Source organism: Undibacterium sp. Di26W (genome assembly GCF_049340265.1).
In the GTDB taxonomy this organism is placed as follows: domain Bacteria; phylum Pseudomonadota; class Gammaproteobacteria; order Burkholderiales; family Burkholderiaceae_D; genus Undibacterium.
In genome coordinates this window covers 45,628-67,021 of sequence record NZ_JBMPOR010000013.1, presented here as the reverse complement: position 1 = coordinate 67,021, position 21,394 = coordinate 45,628, and the positions used below count along the sequence as shown (strand labels likewise).

18 protein-coding genes are annotated in these 21,394 nt (G+C 51.8%); 16 read left to right on the top strand and 2 right to left on the bottom strand.

Features of this window, described 5'->3' with window-relative positions; genetic code table 11:
• Positions 1–56: 56 nt before the first annotated feature.
• Genes ACO0LM_RS16130 through ACO0LM_RS16110 form a run of 5 tightly spaced genes read left to right on the top strand, consistent with a single transcriptional unit; the run spans position 57 to position 5,322 of the window.
• Positions 57–935 carry a polysaccharide biosynthesis/export family protein gene (locus tag ACO0LM_RS16130; protein WP_423038292.1) on the top strand — a complete coding sequence of 293 codons (879 nt, stop codon included), beginning with the start codon at positions 57–59 and terminating at the stop codon, positions 933–935.
• Positions 936–940: 5 nt separating this feature from the next.
• Complete coding sequence (locus ACO0LM_RS16125; protein WP_423038291.1) at positions 941–2,383, top strand: Wzz/FepE/Etk N-terminal domain-containing protein; 1,443 nt, start codon at positions 941–943, stop codon at positions 2,381–2,383.
• A complete protein-coding gene (locus ACO0LM_RS16120) occupies positions 2,376–3,314 on the top strand; it encodes a polysaccharide biosynthesis tyrosine autokinase (RefSeq protein WP_423038290.1) in 939 nt (312 codons plus the stop codon). The genes ACO0LM_RS16125 and ACO0LM_RS16120 overlap by 8 nt, the downstream gene beginning before the upstream one ends.
• A gap of 5 nt (positions 3,315–3,319) precedes the next feature.
• Entirely contained in the window at positions 3,320–4,276 is a 957-nt protein-coding gene (locus ACO0LM_RS16115) for a glycosyltransferase family 2 protein (RefSeq protein ID WP_423038289.1), read from the top strand.
• Positions 4,273–5,322: an acyltransferase family protein gene (locus ACO0LM_RS16110; RefSeq protein ID WP_423038288.1), complete on the top strand. Its 1,050-nt coding sequence runs from the start codon at positions 4,273–4,275 to the stop codon at positions 5,320–5,322. Before ACO0LM_RS16115 ends, ACO0LM_RS16110 begins: the two co-directional genes overlap by 4 nt.
• On the opposite strand, the gene ACO0LM_RS16105 is transcribed toward ACO0LM_RS16110, so the two are convergent.
• A complete protein-coding gene (locus ACO0LM_RS16105; RefSeq protein WP_423038287.1) occupies positions 5,314–6,624 on the bottom strand; it encodes an O-antigen ligase family protein in 1,311 nt (436 codons plus the stop codon). The two genes, ACO0LM_RS16110 and ACO0LM_RS16105, sit on opposite strands and share 9 nt — an antisense overlap.
• A gap of 230 nt (positions 6,625–6,854) precedes the next feature.
• On the opposite strand from ACO0LM_RS16105, the gene ACO0LM_RS16100 reads away from it, so the two are divergent.
• Entirely contained in the window at positions 6,855–9,230 is a 2,376-nt protein-coding gene (locus ACO0LM_RS16100) for a hypothetical protein (RefSeq protein ID WP_423038286.1), read from the top strand.
• Positions 9,231–9,566: 336 nt separating this feature from the next.
• A complete protein-coding gene (gene aceA, locus ACO0LM_RS16095) occupies positions 9,567–10,865 on the top strand; it encodes an isocitrate lyase (RefSeq protein WP_423038285.1) in 1,299 nt (432 codons plus the stop codon).
• A 117-nt stretch (positions 10,866–10,982) separates the two neighbouring features.
• Here the strand turns inward: aceA and ACO0LM_RS16090 are convergent, their stop codons facing one another.
• Entirely contained in the window at positions 10,983–11,762 is a 780-nt protein-coding gene (locus tag ACO0LM_RS16090; protein WP_423038284.1) for a WecB/TagA/CpsF family glycosyltransferase, read from the bottom strand.
• Positions 11,763–12,003: 241 nt separating this feature from the next.
• On the opposite strand from ACO0LM_RS16090, the gene ACO0LM_RS16085 reads away from it, so the two are divergent.
• The 9 genes from ACO0LM_RS16085 (at position 12,004) to purF (ending at position 21,391) form a co-directional block, all read left to right on the top strand.
• Positions 12,004–12,765, top strand: a complete 762-nt coding sequence (locus tag ACO0LM_RS16085; RefSeq protein WP_423038283.1) for a hypothetical protein — start codon at positions 12,004–12,006, stop codon at positions 12,763–12,765.
• 273 nt (positions 12,766–13,038) lie between these two features.
• Entirely contained in the window at positions 13,039–13,704 is a 666-nt protein-coding gene (locus tag ACO0LM_RS16080; RefSeq protein WP_423038282.1) for a phosphoribosylanthranilate isomerase, read from the top strand.
• A 62-nt stretch (positions 13,705–13,766) separates the two neighbouring features.
• On the top strand, positions 13,767–15,035 hold the full coding sequence (trpB, locus tag ACO0LM_RS16075; RefSeq protein WP_423038281.1) for a tryptophan synthase subunit beta: 1,269 nt from the start codon (positions 13,767–13,769) through the stop codon (positions 15,033–15,035).
• Positions 15,036–15,159: 124 nt separating this feature from the next.
• Positions 15,160–15,957, top strand: a complete 798-nt coding sequence (gene trpA, locus ACO0LM_RS16070) for a tryptophan synthase subunit alpha (RefSeq protein WP_422987608.1) — start codon at positions 15,160–15,162, stop codon at positions 15,955–15,957.
• 85 nt (positions 15,958–16,042) lie between these two features.
• Positions 16,043–16,918: an acetyl-CoA carboxylase, carboxyltransferase subunit beta gene (gene accD / locus ACO0LM_RS16065; RefSeq protein ID WP_422987609.1), complete on the top strand. Its 876-nt coding sequence runs from the start codon at positions 16,043–16,045 to the stop codon at positions 16,916–16,918.
• Positions 16,919–16,975: 57 nt separating this feature from the next.
• Entirely contained in the window at positions 16,976–18,265 is a 1,290-nt protein-coding gene (gene folC, locus ACO0LM_RS16060) for a bifunctional tetrahydrofolate synthase/dihydrofolate synthase (protein ID WP_423038280.1), read from the top strand.
• Between the two features lie 62 nt (positions 18,266–18,327).
• On the top strand, positions 18,328–19,350 hold the full coding sequence (locus ACO0LM_RS16055) for an SPOR domain-containing protein (protein ID WP_423038279.1): 1,023 nt from the start codon (positions 18,328–18,330) through the stop codon (positions 19,348–19,350).
• Between the two features lie 12 nt (positions 19,351–19,362).
• Positions 19,363–19,851 (top strand): CvpA family protein, encoded by a 489-nt coding sequence (locus tag ACO0LM_RS16050; RefSeq protein ID WP_423038278.1) that lies wholly within the window; start codon positions 19,363–19,365, stop codon positions 19,849–19,851.
• A 22-nt stretch (positions 19,852–19,873) separates the two neighbouring features.
• A complete protein-coding gene (gene purF / locus ACO0LM_RS16045) occupies positions 19,874–21,391 on the top strand; it encodes an amidophosphoribosyltransferase (protein WP_423038277.1) in 1,518 nt (505 codons plus the stop codon).
• Positions 21,392–21,394: the final 3 nt, after the last annotated feature.

Sequence of the window (21,394 nt, the reverse complement as noted above, 5' to 3'; positions counted from 1 at the left end):
CTGATTTTCGTCAAATAACGGTCTGTCGAGTAGTCGCCGCAGTGTTGACAGTTGCCTTGGCCACAGCGGCAATGGCGCAGGAAAGTGTGTCTGAATCTGCCACAGGCCTGAAGTTGGAAAATCGTTTGTTGCAGTTGCCGCAGGCAGATAAAAATCCGCCGGTAGTGATTTCTGCCACAGATGTGCCGCCTGAAGCCGCCAGTGACGTTATTGGTGAAGGTGACCAGTTATTGATTACCGTATTTGGCCAGCCTGATCTGACTGCAGATGTCACAGTCGGCGAAAGTGGTGTGATTACCTTGCCCCTGGTGGGGACAGTTGAGGTAAAAGGGCGGACCGCAACGGAAATCGCTGCCATGTTTTCCAAGAAGCTGGAGCAGGGACAATACATAAAAAATCCCAAGGTTTCCATCAAGGTGATACAGCAGCTTAGCAGAACTTTTTCTGTGCTGGGTGAAGTTCTGCGCCCGGGGCGCTACCCCTTGCAGGGGCAAATCAGCATACTGGAAGCGTTGAGCCTGGCCGGCGGCGTGTCGCAAAAAGCCGAGAAAAGCTTGCGCATCCTGCGCCGTGACCCTGGCAAGCCAGCGTCAGAATTGCGTGAATATTCATCGATCAAACTGGAACTGGATGCGGTCAGGCTCGCCCCCGAGCTGGCGCAGAAAATCCAGCCCAACGACGTGCTCTTCGTACCCCAGATCAAGAACTTTTATGTGTATGGCGAGGTGCGCAAGCCCGGCATGTACCCGATGGAAGAAGATTTGAACGTCATGCGCGTCCTGTCCATAGGTGGTGGCGTGACGGACAGAGGCTCGGTACGGCGCATTATCATTTATCGCAAAATGCCGGGTGGCGAAGTGCGCGAGGTGGCGGCCAGTATTATGGATGGCGTGTTGCCGGGTGATGTCGTGTTTATCAACGAACGGATATTCTAAAGCGCATGATGAGAACATCCCCCAGTGAGTTGGTACTGTCCTTTGCCCAGATCGGGGCCATGCTGCGTGCGCGTCAGTTATTGATCGCGTTTGTCATGGTGGTGGCGGTGGCCGCTGCGTTCGTTGCCAGTTTGTTGCTGCCCAAGACTTATGTGGCGAGTGCTGACATCTTCATTGATTACCGCATGAATGACCCGATCAGCGGCCGCCAGTTTCACCCCATGCAGGATGAAAGTTATTTGCAGACCCAGTTTGATGTCATCAAGAGCGTGCAGGTTGCCGAAAGAGTGATACAGGTACTGGGCTTGCAGGCAACACCCGATGGCAGGAAACTTGTCCTCCGTTATGGTGAGCAGCGCGGGCTGCGGGCGCTGGCTGAATCCATCGTCAGGAATACCGATGTCGCCCCGCATAAAAACAGCCGCGTGATCGAAATCCAGTATTCGTCCAGTGACCCCAAGCATGCCAAGGAGGTTGCCAATGCCGTGGTCAAGGCTTATATCGATTTATCGCTGGAAATGATGAACGCGCCCGCCAGGGCCAGGCGCGATCAATACAATGCGCAACTGGAATCCATGAGCCGCCAGATTGATGAGTTGCAAAAGAAACTCACTGCCTATCAGCAGCAATATCAGATCGTGGATGTCGATGAAAGAGCTGACCTCGAATCGAAGCAAATGAATGCCCTCAGCGTGCGCCTGGTCGATGTACAGTTGCAGCGGGAAGAGGCGCAGGCCAAGCGGCAATCACTGGAAAAACTGGTGAAGCAGGGCAATCCTGAATCAGATATCCCCGAAATCGCTGGCATAGGGCATATTTCCGGTCTCAAGGCAGCATTGATTTCCCTTGATGCGCAAATGGCAAATGCCAAGATCACGCTCGGCGCACGTCATCCGAAATATATCGCCATCCAGGATGAGCGTCAGGCCCTGATGGATAAACTGAAAAAAGAATCTTCTACGGCTTTCGAAATGCTGGGTGCTACCGAAGGTCGTCTGGCACAGCAGGAAAAAGTCATCGAGGCTGACATTGCCAACTATCAGAAAAAGACCTTTGAAAATAAAAAACACAGGGATGTCATCAGTTCATATCAACGACAGCTCGATAGCGTACAAAAAATTTACAATGCCGCGATACAAAAATTTGATGAATTGCTGATGACCAGTAACGTGGCGATTTCCAATGCCTCTGTCATGCAATGGGCAGAAGTGCCGGAAAAACACGCCAAGCCTTTGCTGCGTAACAACCTGGTGTTCGGCTTGCTGGCTGGTGTGGTCTTTGGTTTCGGCCTGGCATTCTTGCTGGAACTGATGAACCGGCGCGTGCGCTGCCTGGAAGATTTGGAACGTGAATTTGACGAGCCGGTGATGGCGAAAATAGGGTTTGACGAAAAATTGAGCGGTAGTGACAGCCAAGGACAACAGCTTGGGCGAGGCATGCATGCGTGAAGCTGAAACCCAGGTGCAGAATGCATCCAAGATAGGACGACTGGGCGAACTTTTTTTGCAAAAAGGCTTGCTCACACCTGAGCAGATCGACCAGGTCGCGCAACTCCAAAAAGAAAAAAAGCTGCGCTTTGGCGATGCTGCCCTGGCGCTGGGTTATCTGACCCAGGCGCAACTGGACCAGGCACTGGGTGAGCAATTTGGCTATTCGACCAAAAGCCTGATGAATGGCAGTGCCGACCCTTCGCTGAAATTCTTTTATTTCCCCTTTAGCAAAGAAGCCGAAGAAATCCGGCGCCTACGCAGTGAATTGCTATTGAAATTCAGCGGCCAGGAAAAAATCAAACTGGCCATGGTCAGCGCCGCCAGGGGGGATGGTAAAAGCTATATGGCTGCCAGCCTGGCGATTGCCCTGTCACAAGTGGGCAAACGTACCTTGCTGATCGATGCCGATTTGCGCGGTGGCAGCCTGCACGAATGTTTTTCACTGGGCAAGCCAGATGGTCTTTCATCCGTGCTGGCGGGCCGCATCAGTCTTGCCGATGCATTGATTCAACTCATGCCCAGCCTGCATTTGCTGCCAGCAGGGCCGCAACCGCCCAATCCGCTGGAGATTTTGCGGGCACCGCGCATCCGTGAATTGCTGGAATCTTGCAGCGATCAGTTTGACGCCTTTGTAATTGATACCCATGCGGCGTCAAAAGCTTCCGATGCCCAGATGGTCGCCCACCAGACCGGCAGTGTCTTGCTGCTGGCGCGCGCAGACCATACCTATATCGATGAACTGCGCCAGACCAAGGCGGATATGCTGGCAGCTGGCGTCGAAGTATTGGGTACGATCTACAATCAGCACGAGGATGATGGGGCATCTGGCATGGCACCTTTTTCCTGGATGTATCGCCTGGTATCCCGCATGTTCCGACGCAAACAGTAAATCTCATGACTGATCTGAGTATTTGTATTTGCACCTACAAGCGACCAGTTTTGCTGCGCCGTTTGCTGCAGGCGATCTGGGAACAGGCGGCAGGGCACAGCGTTGAAGTTATCGTTGTCGACAATGATCCTGCACAATCTGCATCGGCCGTACTGGCAGAAATGGGTCTGCTGTTTGGCAACAGCCTGACCATCGTGAATCTCGCCAACCCCAATATTTCCCTGGCCCGCAATGCAGCCGTTGCCGCAGCAAAGGGTGACTGGATCGTCATGATAGACGATGATGAAGTGCCAGTGCACACCTGGTTGCAGCAATTGCTGGCCGTACAACTTGCGCACAATGCCGATGTGGTGTTTGCGCCGGTATTGCCCGATTATGCAGAAACCACGCCAGACTGGATACGCCGGGGTGCTTATTTTGACCGTCGGCGCTTGCCTACCGGCACCCGTATTGACCACCGCGACGCCCGCAGCGGCAACGTGCTGGTACGGCATGCCTTGCTGCAGCGATTGACGGCCAGTCAGCAGGGAGGCGTGGGCCCGTTCGACCCAGCCTTTGGTACCACTGGCGGTGAAGATACTATGCTGTTCCGGCGGCTGGATGCGATGGAAGCGGTCATGGTGTGGTGTGATGAAGCACCGGCCAGTGAAACTATTCCGGCAGAACGGGCAACCGCGAAATGGCTGCTGCAGCGTTCTTATCGCACCGGGCAATTGTTTATCCGTACCGAACTGGCGATGCTGTCTGGCATGAAAAGACTGCGTGCAGCCATCCTGTTGAGTGGCCGTGCCTGTGTGCAGTTTGTTTTGGCATTGCTGTTCGCGTTGCTGTATTTGCCTGTCAAGCCATTGAAAACATTTGCCTGGTTGAGAATTGCTGTGTCCCAACTGGGTAAGCTCAGTTATTTCTGGGGCAAGTCTTCGCATGCCTATGGTAGCCAGCCTGGGGCAGGCCAGTCATGAGTGCACATTCCCAGCATCGCTTGCAGGCGCTCGATGGTTTGCGCGCGATTTCCATTGCCATGGTTTTTTTCTCGCATGCCGGCTTTGGCCATGTCGTGCCGGGTGGCCTGGGCGTCACGATTTTCTTTTTTATCAGCGGCTTCATTATCACCAGACTCATGTTATCGGAATGGGATGCAAATGGCAGTATCAGTATACGCCGCTTCTATGTGCGCAGGCTGTTTCGACTGACACCAGCCTTGTTGTTGTTTGTAGCTGTGTCGGTGACCTTGATGTCGCTGGTTGGGGATGTCTGGACATGGACAGAGCCAGCAGCGGTGTTCCTGTATTTTGCGAACTACTATGGTATTTTTTCCACATTCAGTGGTGAACTGATCAAGCAACCCCTGGCCATCACCTGGTCACTGGCGGTGGAAGAGCATTTCTATTTTGTGTTCCCCTTTCTTTTCATGATCTTTGCTGGTACCCCCAGGCGTTTTCTGGGTGTCATCGCCGCGATTTTACTGGCGATGCTGGTCTGGCGCAGCTATCTGGTGTATGGCATAGGTTTGGATCATCTGCCGCATTACCGGATTTATACAGCGACAGATACCCGTGCCGATTCGATTCTGTATGGCGTCTGCCTGTCCTTGGTGCTGGCCCGTTATCCCCGGCTATTTGCACGCCTGAATACCTGGCTCAGCTTCGCTGCGGGGGCGGTCATCATGTTGATCAGCCTTGCCATTCGTGGTGAAGAATTTCGCGAATCGCTTCGGTATTCCCTGCAAGGTATTGCCCTGTTCCTGATGTTTGCGACGCTGGTGTTTTCAGGTAATTACTTCAACCGTTTCCTGCAATGGCCACCGGTCGTGTATGTGGGCAGGATCAGTTATTCCCTGTATTTGTACCACTGGCTGGTGATTGGCGTGGTGGCCTGGTATATGCCAGAAGCCTCTATCCTGGTACGCTTGTTGGTGGTGACGGTATTTTCCTGGTTGTTGTCGCATCTGTCTTACCGCTATATCGAGCAGAACTTCCAGGCGATGGGGCGCAAGCTGCTAAGCTGATCCAGCTTGGGCCTGCTTCAATCTTCGTGTGGCAGAGCTGACAGCGATCAGGCTAAAGATGAAAAACACGTTCTGGAACACAAAGCCACGGAACAGGCTGCTTTCGGTGAAATTGGTCACCACCACCACGGTCAGCATGGCAGACCAGAATGCTGCCTGCTGGCGGTCAAGGCGGGCCAGGGTCACCAGAAAGCCGGCCTGTGTCAGCAGTGTCAGTATAACCAGTATCAAACCGATCAGGCCTTGTTCATTGAGGATGTCCAGATAACCATTGTGTGACTGCAAGGGTATCCAGTGCAGTGCATCAATCACAAATTGCGACAGGCTGTCCGGTCCCAGCCAGAAAGCGCCATAACCCAGACCCATGAGGTAATGCTTGTTGATTTCCAGCCACACCAGTTGCCAGATATCGGTGCGGCCAGTCAGGTCCGTGCCTTTGCCAAACAGGCCGGCAATGGGGGATGCGGCTTCTTGCCAGGTAGGCATGCGTGATTCTTGCATGAAAAAAATATAGACGGCAATAGTCAACAGGCAAACAATGACCAGGATGGCGCGCGTCAGTGAATAGGAAGATGAAATATGGCGTCTGCGCAACAGGTGGAACATACCCGTGGTCAGCATGGTAATAATCATGCTGGTGGAGCTTTTGCTCATGACCAGCATAAAAAAAGAAAATAACAGGCCCAAAGCCAGATTGCGTATGCCGACTTTTTCTATGCACGACTTGATTTGCCACAGCAAAATGCTGAGTGCTGCAATCTGGCCCAACTCATTTTTTTGTGACAGGGCACCACGCCAGGCTCCCCCCAGCTCGTAATCCACACCGATGCTGGGAACAGCAATCGCCATGAAAAACGACAGTATCAGCAAGCCCGACAAGGTGTAGAGCACATAATTGACCATCAGTTGCAAGGGACGGGCGGCCAATTGCACGCTGAAACCTATCATCACCAGGCCATACAGCTGTATGGCCCGCTTGAAGGTGGTCGCCGACAGCGGTGACCACAGGCTGGAAGCCAGGCACCATATCAGAACCAGTGCCAGGAAGGGGTTCATGGCGCGTATGTCTTTCAGGGCTTCTGGCAAATGGCGGTAAAGAATGCCGGTTGCCAGAATAAACAGGCTACCCCATTGCAATTTGGTGGTGAGCGAGCCTTCCATCGTGACGGCAGAGGCACCCGTGTAATCCCAGGAAAGGCCATATGGCAGCAGAGAGAAAATGACGAACAGAATGATCATCAGCTTGACGATATGTGTTTCCAACTGGTTCAGGCTGGATGGCAGTACAGGCAAATTTTGCATTTCTCAATACATGATGTCATGTGTTTGTGCGATATTCTTAGGACTTACGCAAAGTCGTCCCTGCTACGTTGCTGCTCCCTGATACTAAGACCTTGTACTAAAGTACTGTCTTCGTCGTTACACCTTGCCGGGATAATTTTGCGTAAGTCCTAATTCTAATGGTTACCATGTCAGTTGCGACCCAAACTATGAAGTATTTTCCATTTCCTGCCCGTTCTCTTGCTCATCCTATGCTGCGTTTGTTGGCTTTTCTGCTGGCATGGTGGGTCATTGCTGTTTCTGCCAGAGCGGGGGAATTGTCCTGGTATCCCTTTGAAGTGAATGAAGACAGTTTATCTGGCGTCGTCGATTTTGGTGGCATGAACCATGCGCTGGAAGCAGGGGACCGGCTGTACGTCAAGGGCAATCATTTTTTTCGCCTTGGACATGATGTTAAGCAAGGCACCCGGGATGATAGTCGCGTGCGCCTGTTCGGTATCAGTTTGGCCAATGCGGCCAATTTCCCTGAAGAAAAGGATGCAGTCAGAATAGCTCAGCGTTTGCGCAGACTGGGATTCAATGCAGTGCGCCTGCATCACCTGGATACCGTACTCAGTGACAGCCAGGAACAGCCACGGGGTATTTTGACGACAGCCGCTTTCCCCAGTTTCAATGAAGCCGCCTTGCTGCGCCTGCGCGTCTTCATCAATGCCCTGAAGGCCGAAGGCTTGTACGTGAATCTGAATTTGCATGTGGGTTACCAGTTCCGGCCCGCGGTGGATCAGGTGACACCCATGACGCCGGGTGAACAGATGCCCTTTGCCAGCCACCCCATGCATTTGTTCGAACCGCGCATGATCAGCCTGCAGGCGGAATACGTGCAGCAGTTATTGCGACGGCTGGAGTTAAAGGACGACCCAGCCCTGGCCATGATAGAAATCAACAATGAGTCGTCACTGCTGGGCGCATGGCAGCGCAAGCAACTCGATACCCTGACCGGTGAATATGAACGCCAGTTGCAGCAAAACTGGCAAAAATGGGTATTGCGCCAATATGGCAGTGCTGAACAGGCTTGCGCAGTCTGGGATAGTTGTTCCTTGCCCAGGAAAGGCATCATCAACGTCAAATCATCCGAAGCCAATGTGCTGGAATATGGTGAAGGCTGGTTTGCCCGCCTGCAGCGTTTCGCCAGCAGGGTAATGACCAGGCTGGGTTATGCCACGCCATCTGCCTTGCAACAGCAATACCGGCCGCACAAAGAAGGAAATGGCCGCCGGGTGCTGGATTATGTCCGTTATCTGTCCGACATGGATATGCAATACCTGACCGTGATGCGTAAAACCATACGGCAAGAACTGGGTGATCTGGTGCCATTGACGGGAACGCAAATGTATTTTGGCGGCATCGCCATGGCGGATGCACAGCAGCATATGGATTATGTGGATGAGCATTTCTATGTCGATCACTATGATTTTCCTCACAAAGCTTGGGACCGGAACGATTGGCGCATCCGTGATGAATCGGTGTTGCGTGATGGCTGGCAAGGACTATTGCAGCGCGCTTACGTACGTGACTTGCGCAAGCCTTTTGTGATCAGTGAATTTAACCAGGCTTACCCGAATCGCCAGTCGGCAGAAATTTTGCCGGTGATGAGTGCATTTGCCGCAGCCCAGGATTGGGACGGGCTATTTCTCTTTCACTATATCGATGGTGATCGCTGGTTGTCGGTGCCTGATAGCTTCGGTCTGAGCGGACATGCCGGGCAGCTGGTGACGACAGGGATAGCCTCGGCATTATTCCGCCAATATCAGATACGCCCGCTGCCCGAGCAGATCACCATTAATCTGCCTTTGGAGACCCGGCAATTGTTGGGGGCTATGCGTGATGGTGTCAGCGGTACCGGCTTCCCTGGGTATTTGCAGTCGCAATACGGGTTGGAATACAAGCATGCATTTTTCTCGCGCCTGGGTATGCGGCATGACCTGCAGGCAAAACCTGGGGCAGTGCCTGCACCTGGCGCGCATTACGCAAAAGCCTGGATGGATGAAGATACGCAGTGGACTGCCCCGGGCGGGCAACTGCGCTATAACCAGTCTGGCCCCTGGCTATTTGCTGATACCACTTATGCACGCATGTTTGCTGGTACCCGGTCTGGTTTGTCAGTCAACCTGGATATCGACAAAACTTTGCCGATGTTTTCTGAAAAAGGCCGACAGTATGGGGTCATGCTACTGACCAGTCGCGATGCGCTGCCTTTGAAAAATTCCCGACGCCTGCTGCTGGTGCTGTCTGGTGCTACAGCCACGACACAGCCAGGTGTGATACCGCAACGCCCCAAACAATTAGTCAATTACGATGGCCAAAAAGCCTGGTGGACGCTGGAGCCGGATACCACCACCTCCAACAAACCTTCAGGTGCATTGGATGGCAGTGCCCCAGTCTGGCTGGAGCGTATCCCCGTCAAACTGTTTCATGCCACCAGCAGCAAAAAAATCACAGTGTTTCCGCTCGACGGTAGTGGTGCCCGCATGAAACCGCTGCCGCCCACTGCCATCCGGCAAAAGACGGGTGGATTCGAGCTGGAATTTGATTATCCGTCGCCCTGGTATGAAATTGTGCTGGAGTAAAGCTAGGTCAACACGCTAATTTGAATCGAAAATTTCCAGCTTTGAATGGCGTTTTGAAACTTAATTTTCTTTATGCAGCGAGTTGAATTACCGAATTTTATAATGTGAGCAGCATTTTTCGTATTGTGAAATGAAACTGTGTATCTGCACAAAATATTTTTCTCATTCTAAGGGGTGTTATTTCACATCGCAAAAAACATATTTTAAGTATTTGATTTTAAACGATTAAATATTTGTTATATGTCTTATATAAGACCTTGTTGCTACGCAAAAAATACCCTATTATTTCTCTCAACGGATTCACTTTTTTATTTGATTTGCCCACAGGAGAGAAACATGACAACTCGCGCACAACAAGTAGCAGAATTGCAAAAAGACTGGGATACCAATCCACGCTGGAACGGTATCAAGCGTAACTACACGGCGGAAGAAGTAGTTCGTCTGCGTGGTTCCATGAAGGTTGAGCACACCATCGCCAAAAACGGCGCGATCAAACTGTGGGATCTGGTCAACAACGAGCCTTTCATCAATGCTCTGGGTGCACTGACTGGTAACCAGGCTATGCAACAGGTAAAAGCTGGTTTGAAAGCCATCTACCTGTCCGGATGGCAAGTCGCAGGTGACGCCAATGTTGCTGGCGAAATGTATCCTGATCAATCCCTGTATCCAGCCAATTCTGTACCACTGGTTGTCAAACGCATCAACAACACACTGACACGCGCTGACCAGATTCAATGGTCTGAAGGTAAAGACGACATCGACTTCTTCGCCCCTATCGTGGCGGATGCGGAAGCCGGTTTCGGTGGGGTATTGAATGCCTTTGAATTGATGAAAGCCATGATCGAAGCAGGCGCATCTGGCGTTCACTTTGAAGATCAACTGGCTTCCGTCAAAAAATGCGGCCACATGGGCGGCAAGGTCCTGGTGCCTACACGTGAAGCAATTGAAAAATTGAACGCAGCACGTCTGGCTGCCGATATCATGGGTACATCCACCGTGATCCTGGCCCGTACCGATGCTGAAGCAGCTGATTTGCTGACTTCTGATGTGGACCCCAACGACCAGCCTTTCTGCACAGGTGAGCGTACTGTTGAAGGCTTCTACAAAACCAAACCAGGTCTGCAACAAGCGATTTCACGCGGCCTGGCTTATGCAGAATATGCAGATTTGATCTGGTGTGAAACCGGCAAACCTGACCTCGAATTCGCCAAGGCATTTGCTGATGCTATCCATGCCAAGTTCCCAGGCAAATTGCTGTCTTATAACTGTTCCCCATCATTCAACTGGAAGAAAAACCTGGACGATGCAACCATCGCCAAATTCCAGAAGGAGCTGGGCGCAATGGGCTATAAATTCCAGTTCATCACACTGGCAGGTTTCCATGCATTGAACTACGGCATGTTCAACCTGGCCCACGGCTACGCCCGTCGCCAGATGTCTGCCTTCGTTGAATTGCAAGAAGCTGAATTTGCAGCGGCAGAAAAAGGCTTTACCGCCGTTAAACACCAGCGTGAAGTTGGTACTGGTTACTTTGATGCAGTCACACAAACCATCCAGCAAGGCAAGTCTTCCACCACAGCTTTGCATGGTTCTACAGAAGATGAACAATTCTTTGATGCAAAAAAAGTAGCGTAAATACCAGTAGTAAATTCAGTAGTAAATAAGCTCCCCAAAAAAACCGCGCAGACAAGAAACTGCGCGGTTTTTTTATCGTCTAGCCTGTTGTGTTCCGGGATTACCTGTATCGATGGTTCAGCGCATCTGCTTTTGTATTTTTCTCTCGCGCAGCAAGAGTCCGACAAAGCGCCAGGCTTGCGTCGTGTAACGTTGCCACAGACGGCGTGGTTCACTGGCCAGGCGCCAGAACCATTCCATGCCTATCTTTTGCATCCATAGCGGCGCACGTTTTTTCTGCCCCAGCGCAAATTCCATGGCAGCACCGACGCACAATATCAGCGGTACATTGTCGCTAGTAAATTGCTCGCGATAGCGAAACGCCAGTTTTTCCTGCTTGGGCATGCCCAGGCAAATGAAAAGGATATTTGCTTGCGCTGCTTGTATACGCTGAATTGCCAGATCACTTTCCGTACCGTCAGCAGTAAACTGCATGGAGGGGCAGAAAATATCAAGCTTTAGTCCGGGGTAAGTTTTGGCGAAGGATTCCAGCAACAGGCTTTCTTGCCCAGGCATGCCACCCAGCACAAAAATAGATAAATTTTTCTCTACGCAGCCACGGCACAGCGACACGAACAGATCCGCACCTGTCACACGTTCCGGCAAGGGCAGGGCGCACATCTTGCTGGCCCAGACGATGGGCATGCCATCGGCAAAAATATAATCAGAAGTGGCGTACAAGGTCTTGAATGCAGGTTCATATTCCAGCTTGGTCATATGATCCACATTTGGCGTCACCACTACTCGACTGGGGTGGTCACGACTGACGGCCACATCCAGCAAATGCTGATTGGCTTCTGCAAAGCGCATATTGCAGATATCTAATCCAAATAGACGAGTGATGAGCGGTTTTGTCACAGATGGATCCATGGCGTATATGACTGAAACGGTAATTGATTATCGCATGCTTCAATAGCTTGATTGGGTGATGATGACGAATTCAGGCATGGCTGGCAAATCGGCAGGCCATCATTTTAAAGGCATGGCAGCGTAGCATGATAGCAAGTATTTGCGATATTATCTGCATGTGTTTGCATCGCTGTTCTCACAGATATTCTCACCGATATTCTCACCAACAACACCATCACCCAAGGACCATATGGAAAATCATCACGCCAATAATGCTATCTACACCAGCGCCACCGAGCTCAATGCCATCGTCAAGACCAATCTGGGCGGTGGCGACAGTTTGCGGGTTATCGTGGCCGATGCAAAATCACCACGCGGCATCGCCTTTGATGCGGCAGGCAATCTGTATTTTGCTGATTCTGGTTCACATAGCATACGCATTATTGATGACAATGGCGTCAAGACTTTTGCCAGCGGTTTGCGCTATCCGAATGGGTTGGCAATAGACGGTGCAGGTAATATCTACGTCGCAGACAGGGGTTCGGATACGATCAAGGTGATCGACCCGCAGGCGCGGGTGCGCGATTTTGTCAGCGTTGCCAAACCCCAAAGCCTGAGTCTGCAGGGCGACAAAATTATTGTCTGTTCAAGCGATGGCATCATCAGCAAATTCAAGCTGAGCGGTGAAGGAAGTGTTTTTTACAAAATGGATCGCCCATCAGATGGCATGGCTTGCGATGCCCAGGGCAATATCTACGTAACTTCTGGCTGGGATCAACACGATCGCGCCCTGATGAGTAAAATCGATACGCAGGGCCGTCCATCCCATTACCTGACCCATGGCTCACGAGGTGGCAAATACACCATTCTTGGTTTTACTGACAATGGTTACCTGCTGTACTCAGAGTTTCCTAATTCCATCACCGTATGGAAATCGAAGGAAGATTGCATCGTCAGAGCCAGTGCTTTTCCTGCTTATTCTGCAGTGACACGGAATTTTGTGCTGGGGTAATGTGTAGGGCCTTGCTATTGACCAAAGCTTGAAAAATAGAACTTACGCAAAATCTTCCCGTAGCGTTGCAGCTCCTGCATTTACCAAGACCATGTACTACAGTACTGTCTTCGTCGCTGAGACCTTGCTGGGATAATTTTGCGTAAGTCCTAAAAAAGCTTGTTTGGATCTTGCACCAGGTTTTAAAAAATATAAAAGAGATATCAACGCATCCCGGATCAGGGTAAAGTCAGTGAAACGTAGTAACTTTCTTTAAAGTTCAAAGGTAGTTCAATGCATTCCAGAACCAGAATAAAAATTTGCGGTTTAACCCGGGCGCACGATGTGCGCTTCGTTGTCGCGGCTGGGGCTGATGCCCTGGGTTTTGTGTTTTACCCACCCAGCCCACGCTATGTCACGCCAGAGGCTGCCGGTGCCTTGTTGCGTGAAATTCCTCCTTTTGTGATGTCGGTTGGGCTGTTCGTGAATATCGATGAAGCAGGCTTGCAGGATGTCATCAGCAAGGCTTCCTTGCAATTACTGCAATTTCATGGTGATGAAACACCTGAGCAATGCGCCCGCCTGGCTGCCAGCGTGAATCGTCCTTTTATGCGTGCTTGTCGCGTCAAACCTGACACAAGTGCAGCGGATTTGCTAGAATGTGAGCAGTCTTATCGTAAGGCTAGTCCTTTATTCAGTGGTTTATTGCTTGATACCCATGTTGATGGGTATGGCGGTAGTGGAAAGGTTTTTGATTGGTCTCTCATCCCAAAAGAGCTCGCGCCTCGGGTCGTTTTAAGTGGTGGCTTGAGCGTACAGAACGCGACTGGCGCAGTTAGTCAGGTTCGCCCGTTTGCGGTCGACATCAGCAGTGGTGTGGAAGCGGCAAAGGGTATCAAGGATGAATCCAGCGTGCGTGCATTTATAGCTGCAGTGCGTCTGGCAGACAATCAGGAATAGGGTGTCACCTGGGGAAGTATTCCCTCGGGGCATTGCTTCCAAGCCAGTTTGAAGGAATGAAAATGAAAGAACTCCAGTCTTTGGATGCTCAGTTCGAGCGCCAGCCTATCGCCAGCCAGGCAATTTATCAGTCAGCCGACTACCATTTACCCGATGCGCGTGGTCATTTTGGTCAGTTTGGGGGCACTTTTGTGTCCGAAACCTTGACCCATGCACTGACAGAACTCAAAGAGGCCTATGCCAAGTTCCAACATGATCCCGCGTTTCTGGCCGAGTTCCGCAATGAATTGAAGTACTTTGTCGGCCGTCCATCGCCTGTGTATCACGCCAGGCGTTGGTCTGACCTGATGGGTGGCGCGCAAATCTATTTCAAGCGCGAAGACCTGAATCATACCGGTGCCCACAAGATTAATAATGTCATTGGCCAGGCTTTGCTGGCCAAGCGCATGGGCAAGCCGCGTGTCATCGCCGAGACTGGTGCTGGTCAGCATGGTGTCGCTACCGCCACTATCTGCGCCCGTTTTGGTCTGGAATGCGTGGTCTACATGGGTTCTGAAGACGTCAAGCGTCAGGCACAAAACGTGTATCGCATGAAGTTGCTGGGGGCAACCGTGGTGCCGGTGGAATCCGGTTCCAAAACTCTGAAGGATGCCTTGAATGAAGCCATGCGTGACTGGGTGGCGAATGTGGATAATACGTTTTACATCATAGGCACCGTGGCTGGCCCGCATCCTTACCCCATGATGGTTCGGGATTTTCAATCGGTCATTGGTGAAGAATGCTTGTGGCAGATGCCAGAGCAAACCGGGCGCCAGCCAGATTATGTGGTGGCTTGTGTCGGTGGTGGCTCGAATGCCATGGGTATTTTTTACCCGTATATTGATCACAAACAAGTGCAACTCATCGGTGTGGAAGCCGCAGGCGAGGGGCTGGAAAGCGGCAAGCATTCGGCGTCGCTGACGGCAGGCTCGCCCGGTGTCTTGCATGGTAACCGGACCTATTTGCTGCAGGATGAAAATGGTCAGGTCATAGAAACCCATTCTGTTTCGGCGGGCCTGGATTATCCTGGTGTGGGGCCAGAACATGCATGGCTGAAAGAAAGTGGCCGGGCACAATACGTGACCATTACCGATGATGAGGCACTCAAGGCTTTCCACGATTGCTGTCGCATCGAAGGCATCATTCCGGCACTGGAATCCAGTCATGCCCTGGCTTACGCAGCCAAGCTGGCAGCGACTTTGCCCAAGGACAAGATCGTTTTGGCAAATCTGTCTGGCCGGGGTGACAAGGACATGCATACCGTGGCCGAGCGTGCCGGGCTGAAGTTCTGATTCGCCATCGCCGGTAATACAGGCATACGGACATACAGGCAAAGCTGTCTGTATGTCTTCCCTAGCAAGAATTGAGATTGATGCCATCTGATTGCAGACAGCGCATCAAATGAGGACCGACAAGATGTCAAGAATTCAAAATACCATGGCTGCTTTGGCGGCCAGCAATAAAAAAGGTTTGATCCCTTTCATCACCGCAGGTGACCCTGCACCTGATTTAACAGTACCTTTGATGCATGCCCTGGTCGAGGGCGGGGCCGATATTATCGAGCTGGGCGTGCCGTTTTCTGACCCGATGGCGGACGGCCCTGTCATTCAGCGTGCCTCTGAAAGGGCACTGCAATTTGGAGTTGGTTTGCGGGATGTATTACAATTCGTCCGCGAATTCCGGCAAAGTGATCAAAAGACACCGGTGGTGCTGATGGGCTATGCCAATCCCATAGAGCGCATGGGGCAAGATGCCTTCATCGCCAAGGCAGCCGAAGTTGGTGTGGATGGTGTGCTGGTAGTGGATTACCCGCCGGAAGAATGTGAAGAATTTGCAAGAAAAATGCAGCAACAGGGCATGGATACCATTTTCTTGCTGGCACCGACATCGACCGATGAGCGTATTGCCCAAGTTGGCAAAATTGCTAGTGGTTATGTGTATTATGTGTCGCTGAAGGGGGTTACCGGGTCTGGTGCATTGGATCTGGATGCTGTGGCGGCCATGATCCCGCGTATCAAAAAGCATGTCACCGTGCCGGTGGGAGTGGGGTTTGGCATACGCGACGGGGCCACGGCCAGAGCCATTTCCACAGTGTCGGATGCGGTGGTGATAGGCTCGCGCATCATCCAGGAACTGGAAAATACCCCGCGTGAAAACGCTGTTGCTGCAGTGAAAAGCTTTATTTCTGGTGTCAGACAGGCGTTGGACGAGTAAAATACGCGCCTGACTGGTTCTTTTACCAGAATGAACCTGATGCCAGGTTGTTAAAAAGATAGCCTGGCGGACATAAGGAGAAAACATGAGTTGGTTAGAAAAACTGTTGCCACCGCGTATACAACGCTCGGAATCTGCAAATCGTAAATCGATTCCCGAAGGTTTGTGGGTCAAGTGCCCGTCTTGCGAAGCGGTGCTTTACCGTTCTGATCTGGAAGCCAATATCCATGTTTGTCCCAAGTGCAGCCACCATTTGCGCATCGGTGCACGTGAACGTCTGGATGCCTTGCTCGATGCAGGTGGCCGTTATGAAATCGGCCAGGAAGTCTTGCCTATCGATACACTGAAGTTCAAAGACAGCAAGAAATATCCTGATCGCCTGAAAGACGCGCTGGAAACCACAGGTGAAACGGATGCCATGGTTGTCATGGGCGGTTCCATCATGGCGGTGCCGGTCGTCGCAGCTTGTTTTGAATTTGAATTCATGGGTGGTTCCATGGGTTCCGTAGTGGGTGAGCGTTTTGTTCGTGGTGTGCAGGCAGCGCTGGAACAAAAAGTGCCGTTCCTGTGCTTTACCGCGACCGGCGGCGCCCGTATGCAAGAGGGCTTGCTGTCCCTGATGCAGATGGCCAAGACCACTGCCATGCTGACCAAATTGTCAGAAAAGAAATTACCCTTCATCTCCGTCCTGACTGACCCTACCATGGGTGGCGTATCCGCTTCTTTCGCCTTCCTGGGTGATGTGGTGATTGCAGAACCCAAGGCCCTGATCGGTTTTGCCGGTCCGCGCGTGATTGAAAACACTGTGCGTGAAAAATTGCCGGAAGGCTTCCAGCGTTCTGAATTCTTGTTGCAAAAAGGCGCGATAGACATGATTGTCGATCGTCGCAAGATGCGTGAAGAGATTGCGCGTTTGCTGGCTTTGTTGCAAAACCAGCCCGCTGAAGCAGTATCCTCCTGATTTATAGTGAATAGCCAATAAGCCCGAAGCATTTTTTGTTCGGGCTTTTTTTATCTTATGACAAACTTACCTGCCACTATGGCTGCCTGGTTGGCCGTACTTGAAACCCGCCATTCCAAAGAAATCGATATGGGCCTGGACCGCGTTGCTGCGGTCAAAAACAAGCTGGGGATTCACTACGATTGCCCTGTCATCATGGTCGCAGGTACGAATGGCAAAGGCTCTACCTGCGCCATGCTGGAAGCCGTGTTGATGCAGGCTGGTTACCGTGTCGGCTTGTACAGCAAGCCACATTTCCTGGATTTTAATGAGCGCGCCCGCATCAATGGCGAAATGGTCAAGGATGATGTTTTCATATCCACCTTCAATGCCGTTGAAGAAGCGCGTGGCGACATTTCGCTGACGTATTTTGAATTTACCACGCTGGCAATTTGCAAATTACTGGCCGATGCCAAACTCGATGTCGTGATACTTGAAGTCGGCCTGGGCGGACGTCTGGATGCTGTGAATGTCATTGATGCCGACGTGTCCATCGTTACCAGCATTGATATCGACCATATTGATTACCTGGGGGATACCCGCGAAAAGATCGGTTTTGAAAAGGCCGGTATCTTCCGCGCCGGCAAGCCGGCAATTTGTGGCGACCCTTTGCCGCCGCAATCGCTGATTGATCATGCACAAGCCATAGGCGCTGATCTGTGGCTGTTTGGGCGTGATTTCAACTATAACGGCGACAAGCAGCAATGGAATTTTGCCGGACGCAGCCAGCGCCGCAATTCCCTCGGCTACCCCAGCCTGCGTGGTGCCAACCAGTTGTTGAATGCATCTGCCGTACTGGCAGCACTGGAAGCCTTGAAGCTTGAATTGCCGGTAGGTGCGCAGGAAGTGCGTACCGGCCTGGTGATGGTGGACTTGCCGGGTCGCTTCCAGGTCATGCCAGGCCGCCCGACGGTGGTGCTGGATGTGGCGCATAATCCGCATGCGGCGGCCACCCTGGCGCAAAATCTGGACAATATGGGTTTTCATGCCTATACCTATGCCGTGTTCGGTTCCATGCTGGATAAGGATATCGACGGTGTGATTGCAAAATTGAAAGATAAAGTGGATCACTGGTGTGTCACGGCCTTGCCTTTGCCGCGAGCGGCCCCAGTTGATGTATTGAAAGACAAGCTGATTGCTGCGGGAGTGCTGGCTGATGCTGAAAAAACAGTCACCAGTTTCGATACGCCAGAGCAGGCCTATGCGGACGCCATCAGCAAAGCGGGCGAAAATGATAGAATAGTGGTCTTTGGATCCTTCTTGACGGTCGCAGGTGTGATGCGCGCCCGTCGTTCGGCACTCCATTGATGTTTTTTGCAGGCCGGTTTGGTCGTCATGGACCGGTTTGCTAACCAACCAGAAATTTGCACATGGGTTTGCTCTCGCGTTTTACACAGAAGCAGGAAACATCCGAACCTCAGGATAGTGGCGAATTCCGCTCTCGCGCCGAAGAAGAGAGTATTCAGACGCGTTCGCGCACTAAAAAGACTGAATCCAGGCGTAAGACCAAGACAGATGATCCCATCCTGCCTGAGAAAAAGCGTGCCAGACGGCGCCTGATTGGTGCGGTTGCGCTGGCCCTGGCAGCCATCATTGGCTTGCCCATGATCCTTGATTCTGACCCCAAACCGCTGGCTGACGATGTCAACATCCGTATCCCGTCAAAAGACAAAGCTTTTGATGGCAATGCAGCGGCTTCCGCCCAGACAGTGACGCCAAGAGCCAAGAATCTTGCCGCCAATGAACCGGTGGAAGAAATTATTGAAGTGGCACCGTTGCCCAAGAACAAAACAACAAACAATGCGGCCAATGTGCCTGCGGCCCCTCCGCTAGTTGCTGCGAAACCGGCCAAGCCAGAATTAAAGCCAGAAGTCAAAACTGAAGCAAAAGTTGACACTAAGCTTGACAATAAACCTGACAATAAGCTTGTCGCCAAATCAGACACTAAACCTGAGTCAAAAACTGAGGTCAAACCTGTCACCGTTACGGCAAAACCTGCGGAAAAAGATTCGGCAACTGCAAAAGCTGAAGTGAAAACAGAAGCCAGGGCGGTCGTTGCCAAGCCCGGTAGTGCCGATGACGAAGCCGCACGTGCGCTCGCCATACTGGAAGGAAAAACACCGCCCAGGCCGCCAGTCAGCAAGCCGGCGGAGGCTGTTGCCAATTCATCGTTTACGGTACAGGCAGGCGCTTTTTCTACACAGGCCAAGGTGGATGAAGTGCAGGCCAGGCTGAAAGCTGCTGATATCAAGTCCTATACGCAAAAGATAGTGACGACCAATGGCGAAGTGACGAGGATACGGCTGGGGCCCTTTGCTTCGAAAGAAGAAGCAGATAAAATGCGCGCCAAATTGAGCAAGCTGGGTATCAATGCCAGCATACCGACGAACTAGGCTAGATCTGCAATGACCCTGTTTGATTATCTCGTCATACTGGTGCTGGTTTGTTCTATCGTCATCAGTACCTTGCGCGGATTGATCAAGGAAATTTTGTCGCTGGTGAGCTGGGTAGTCGCTTTTGTGGTGGCAAATGCCTTCAGTGAAACACTGGCCGGCTGGCTGCCAGATGCAGTGCCCGGGCAGATATTGCGCCTGATCGTGGCCTTCATTGCCCTGTTCATCGGCGTGCGCCTGATGATGGCGCTGATCATCATGGCATTTGATGCCGTGATCAAGGCTAGCGGTTTGACGCTGGCAGACCGTGGCCTGGGTGGATTGTTTGGCCTGGCACGCGGCTGTGTGCTGGTGTTGGCGGCTGTATTGGTATGCGGAATGACATCCATTCCCAAGCAGGCATTCTGGACCGGGGCAGTGCTCAGCCCGATAGCAGAAGCCGCTGCCCGTGCCATTCTTCCGCTATTGCCCGAATCCATATCCGGGCACGTAAAGTTTTAATTGTTTTTTTTAGGAGTCCACCATGTGTGGCATCGTAGGCGTATTCTCAAATAATCCTGTCAATCAATTGATTTACGACGCACTGCTGTTATTACAGCACCGCGGTCAGGATGCTGCCGGTATCGCAACCAATCATGGCAATAAATTCGCCATGCATAAAGCGAACGGTCTGGTACGTGACGTTTTCCGTACCCGCAATATGCGTTCCCTGCCGGGCAATGTCGGTATTGGCCAGGTACGTTATCCAACTGCTGGCTCCACCAGTGAAGAAGAGGCGCAACCTTTCTATGTCAATGCCCCATTTGGTATTGTGCTGGCCCATAACGGCAACCTGACCAATGCGGTAGAGCTGAAAATCGAATTATTTAAAAATGACCGTCGTCATTTGAATACTGATTCTGACTCTGAAGTCTTGCTGAATATCCTGGCGCATCAGATTCAGGAAGTCACCAGTGGTTATTCGCTGGACCCGGAAGGCTTGTTCCGTGCAGTTTCCATGCTGCACAGGCGCGTGCGCGGGTCGTATGCCGTAGTCGCTCAAATCTCTGGCTATGGCTTGCTGGCTTTCCGTGATCCTTTTGGTATCCGTCCTTTGTGTATCGGTGTTTCGCAAACCGACAGCGGTGCTGAATACATGATCGCAAGCGAATCGGTCGCTCTCGAAGGTCTGGGCTTCAAGTTCTTGCGTGATGTTGAGCCTGGTGAAGCCTTGTTCGTCGACATGGATGGCAAATTGCATACCCAGCAATGTGCTGATAATCCTAGCCTGAACCCTTGCGCCTTTGAATACGTCTACCTGGCCCGTCCAGATTCCATTATCGATGGCGCATCGGTTTATCTGACACGCCTGAAAATGGGTGAATACCTGGCAGAGAAAGTACGCAACCAGTTCCGCGATGGCGAAATTGATGTGGTCATGCCTATCCCTGATTCTTCCCGGCCATCAGCGATGGAACTGGCATTGAAATTGAATCTTGATTATCGCGAAGGCTTTATCAAGAACCGCTATATTGGCCGTACCTTCATGATGCCCGGTCAGGCCGTACGTCGCAAATCGGTGCGCCAGAAGCTGAACGCCATCGTTTCTGAATTCAAAGGCAAGAGCGTGTTGCTGGTCGATGATTCCATCGTCCGTGGCACAACCAGCCGTGAAATTGTGCAAATGGCGCGTGAATCGGGTGCCAAGCGCGTGATTTTTGCTTCAGCAGCACCGCCAGTACAATTTCCTAACGTCTACGGCATCGACATGCCGACACGCAGTGAATTGATTGCCTATGGACGCAGCGAAGAAGAAGTCTGCCGTGAAATCACAGCCGATGCCCTGGTGTATCAGGATGTCGCTGCCATGAAGCGTTCCATCTCTGATGTGAATCCTGTATTGAAAAATATAGAAGCATCCTGCTTTGATGGTTTCTACATCACAGGTGATGTGACAGCCGGTTATCTGGACAAGCTGGAAACCGCACGCAATAACCCGCGTGCAGAACCAGAAGATTTGTTGCGTTCACAGTTGAATTTGAACCTGGCGACTGCTGACTAAGAA

Excerpts from the sequence above, each read along its gene's own strand:
- aceA (WP_423038285.1), top strand. The coding sequence starts at position 9,567 with ATGACAACTCGCGCACAACAAGTAGCAGAATTGCAAAAAGACTGGGAT.
- folC (WP_423038280.1), top strand. The coding sequence starts at position 16,976 with ATGACAAACTTACCTGCCACTATGGCTGCCTGGTTGGCCGTACTTGAA.
- ACO0LM_RS16080 (WP_423038282.1), top strand. The coding sequence starts at position 13,039 with ATGCATTCCAGAACCAGAATAAAAATTTGCGGTTTAACCCGGGCGCAC.
- purF (WP_423038277.1), top strand. The coding sequence starts at position 19,874 with ATGTGTGGCATCGTAGGCGTATTCTCAAATAATCCTGTCAATCAATTG.
- ACO0LM_RS16125 (WP_423038291.1), top strand. The coding sequence starts at position 941 with ATGATGAGAACATCCCCCAGTGAGTTGGTACTGTCCTTTGCCCAGATC.
- ACO0LM_RS16115 (WP_423038289.1), top strand. The coding sequence starts at position 3,320 with ATGACTGATCTGAGTATTTGTATTTGCACCTACAAGCGACCAGTTTTG.
- ACO0LM_RS16110 (WP_423038288.1), top strand. The coding sequence starts at position 4,273 with ATGAGTGCACATTCCCAGCATCGCTTGCAGGCGCTCGATGGTTTGCGC.
- accD (WP_422987609.1), top strand. The coding sequence starts at position 16,043 with ATGAGTTGGTTAGAAAAACTGTTGCCACCGCGTATACAACGCTCGGAA.
- ACO0LM_RS16050 (WP_423038278.1), top strand. The coding sequence starts at position 19,363 with ATGACCCTGTTTGATTATCTCGTCATACTGGTGCTGGTTTGTTCTATC.
- ACO0LM_RS16085 (WP_423038283.1), top strand. The coding sequence starts at position 12,004 with ATGGAAAATCATCACGCCAATAATGCTATCTACACCAGCGCCACCGAG.
- ACO0LM_RS16100 (WP_423038286.1), top strand. The coding sequence starts at position 6,855 with ATGCTGCGTTTGTTGGCTTTTCTGCTGGCATGGTGGGTCATTGCTGTT.
- trpA (WP_422987608.1), top strand. The coding sequence starts at position 15,160 with ATGTCAAGAATTCAAAATACCATGGCTGCTTTGGCGGCCAGCAATAAA.
- ACO0LM_RS16055 (WP_423038279.1), top strand. The coding sequence starts at position 18,328 with ATGGGTTTGCTCTCGCGTTTTACACAGAAGCAGGAAACATCCGAACCT.
- ACO0LM_RS16120 (WP_423038290.1), top strand. The coding sequence starts at position 2,376 with ATGCGTGAAGCTGAAACCCAGGTGCAGAATGCATCCAAGATAGGACGA.
- ACO0LM_RS16105 (WP_423038287.1), bottom strand. The coding sequence starts at position 6,624 with ATGCAAAATTTGCCTGTACTGCCATCCAGCCTGAACCAGTTGGAAACA.
- trpB (WP_423038281.1), top strand. The coding sequence starts at position 13,767 with ATGAAAGAACTCCAGTCTTTGGATGCTCAGTTCGAGCGCCAGCCTATC.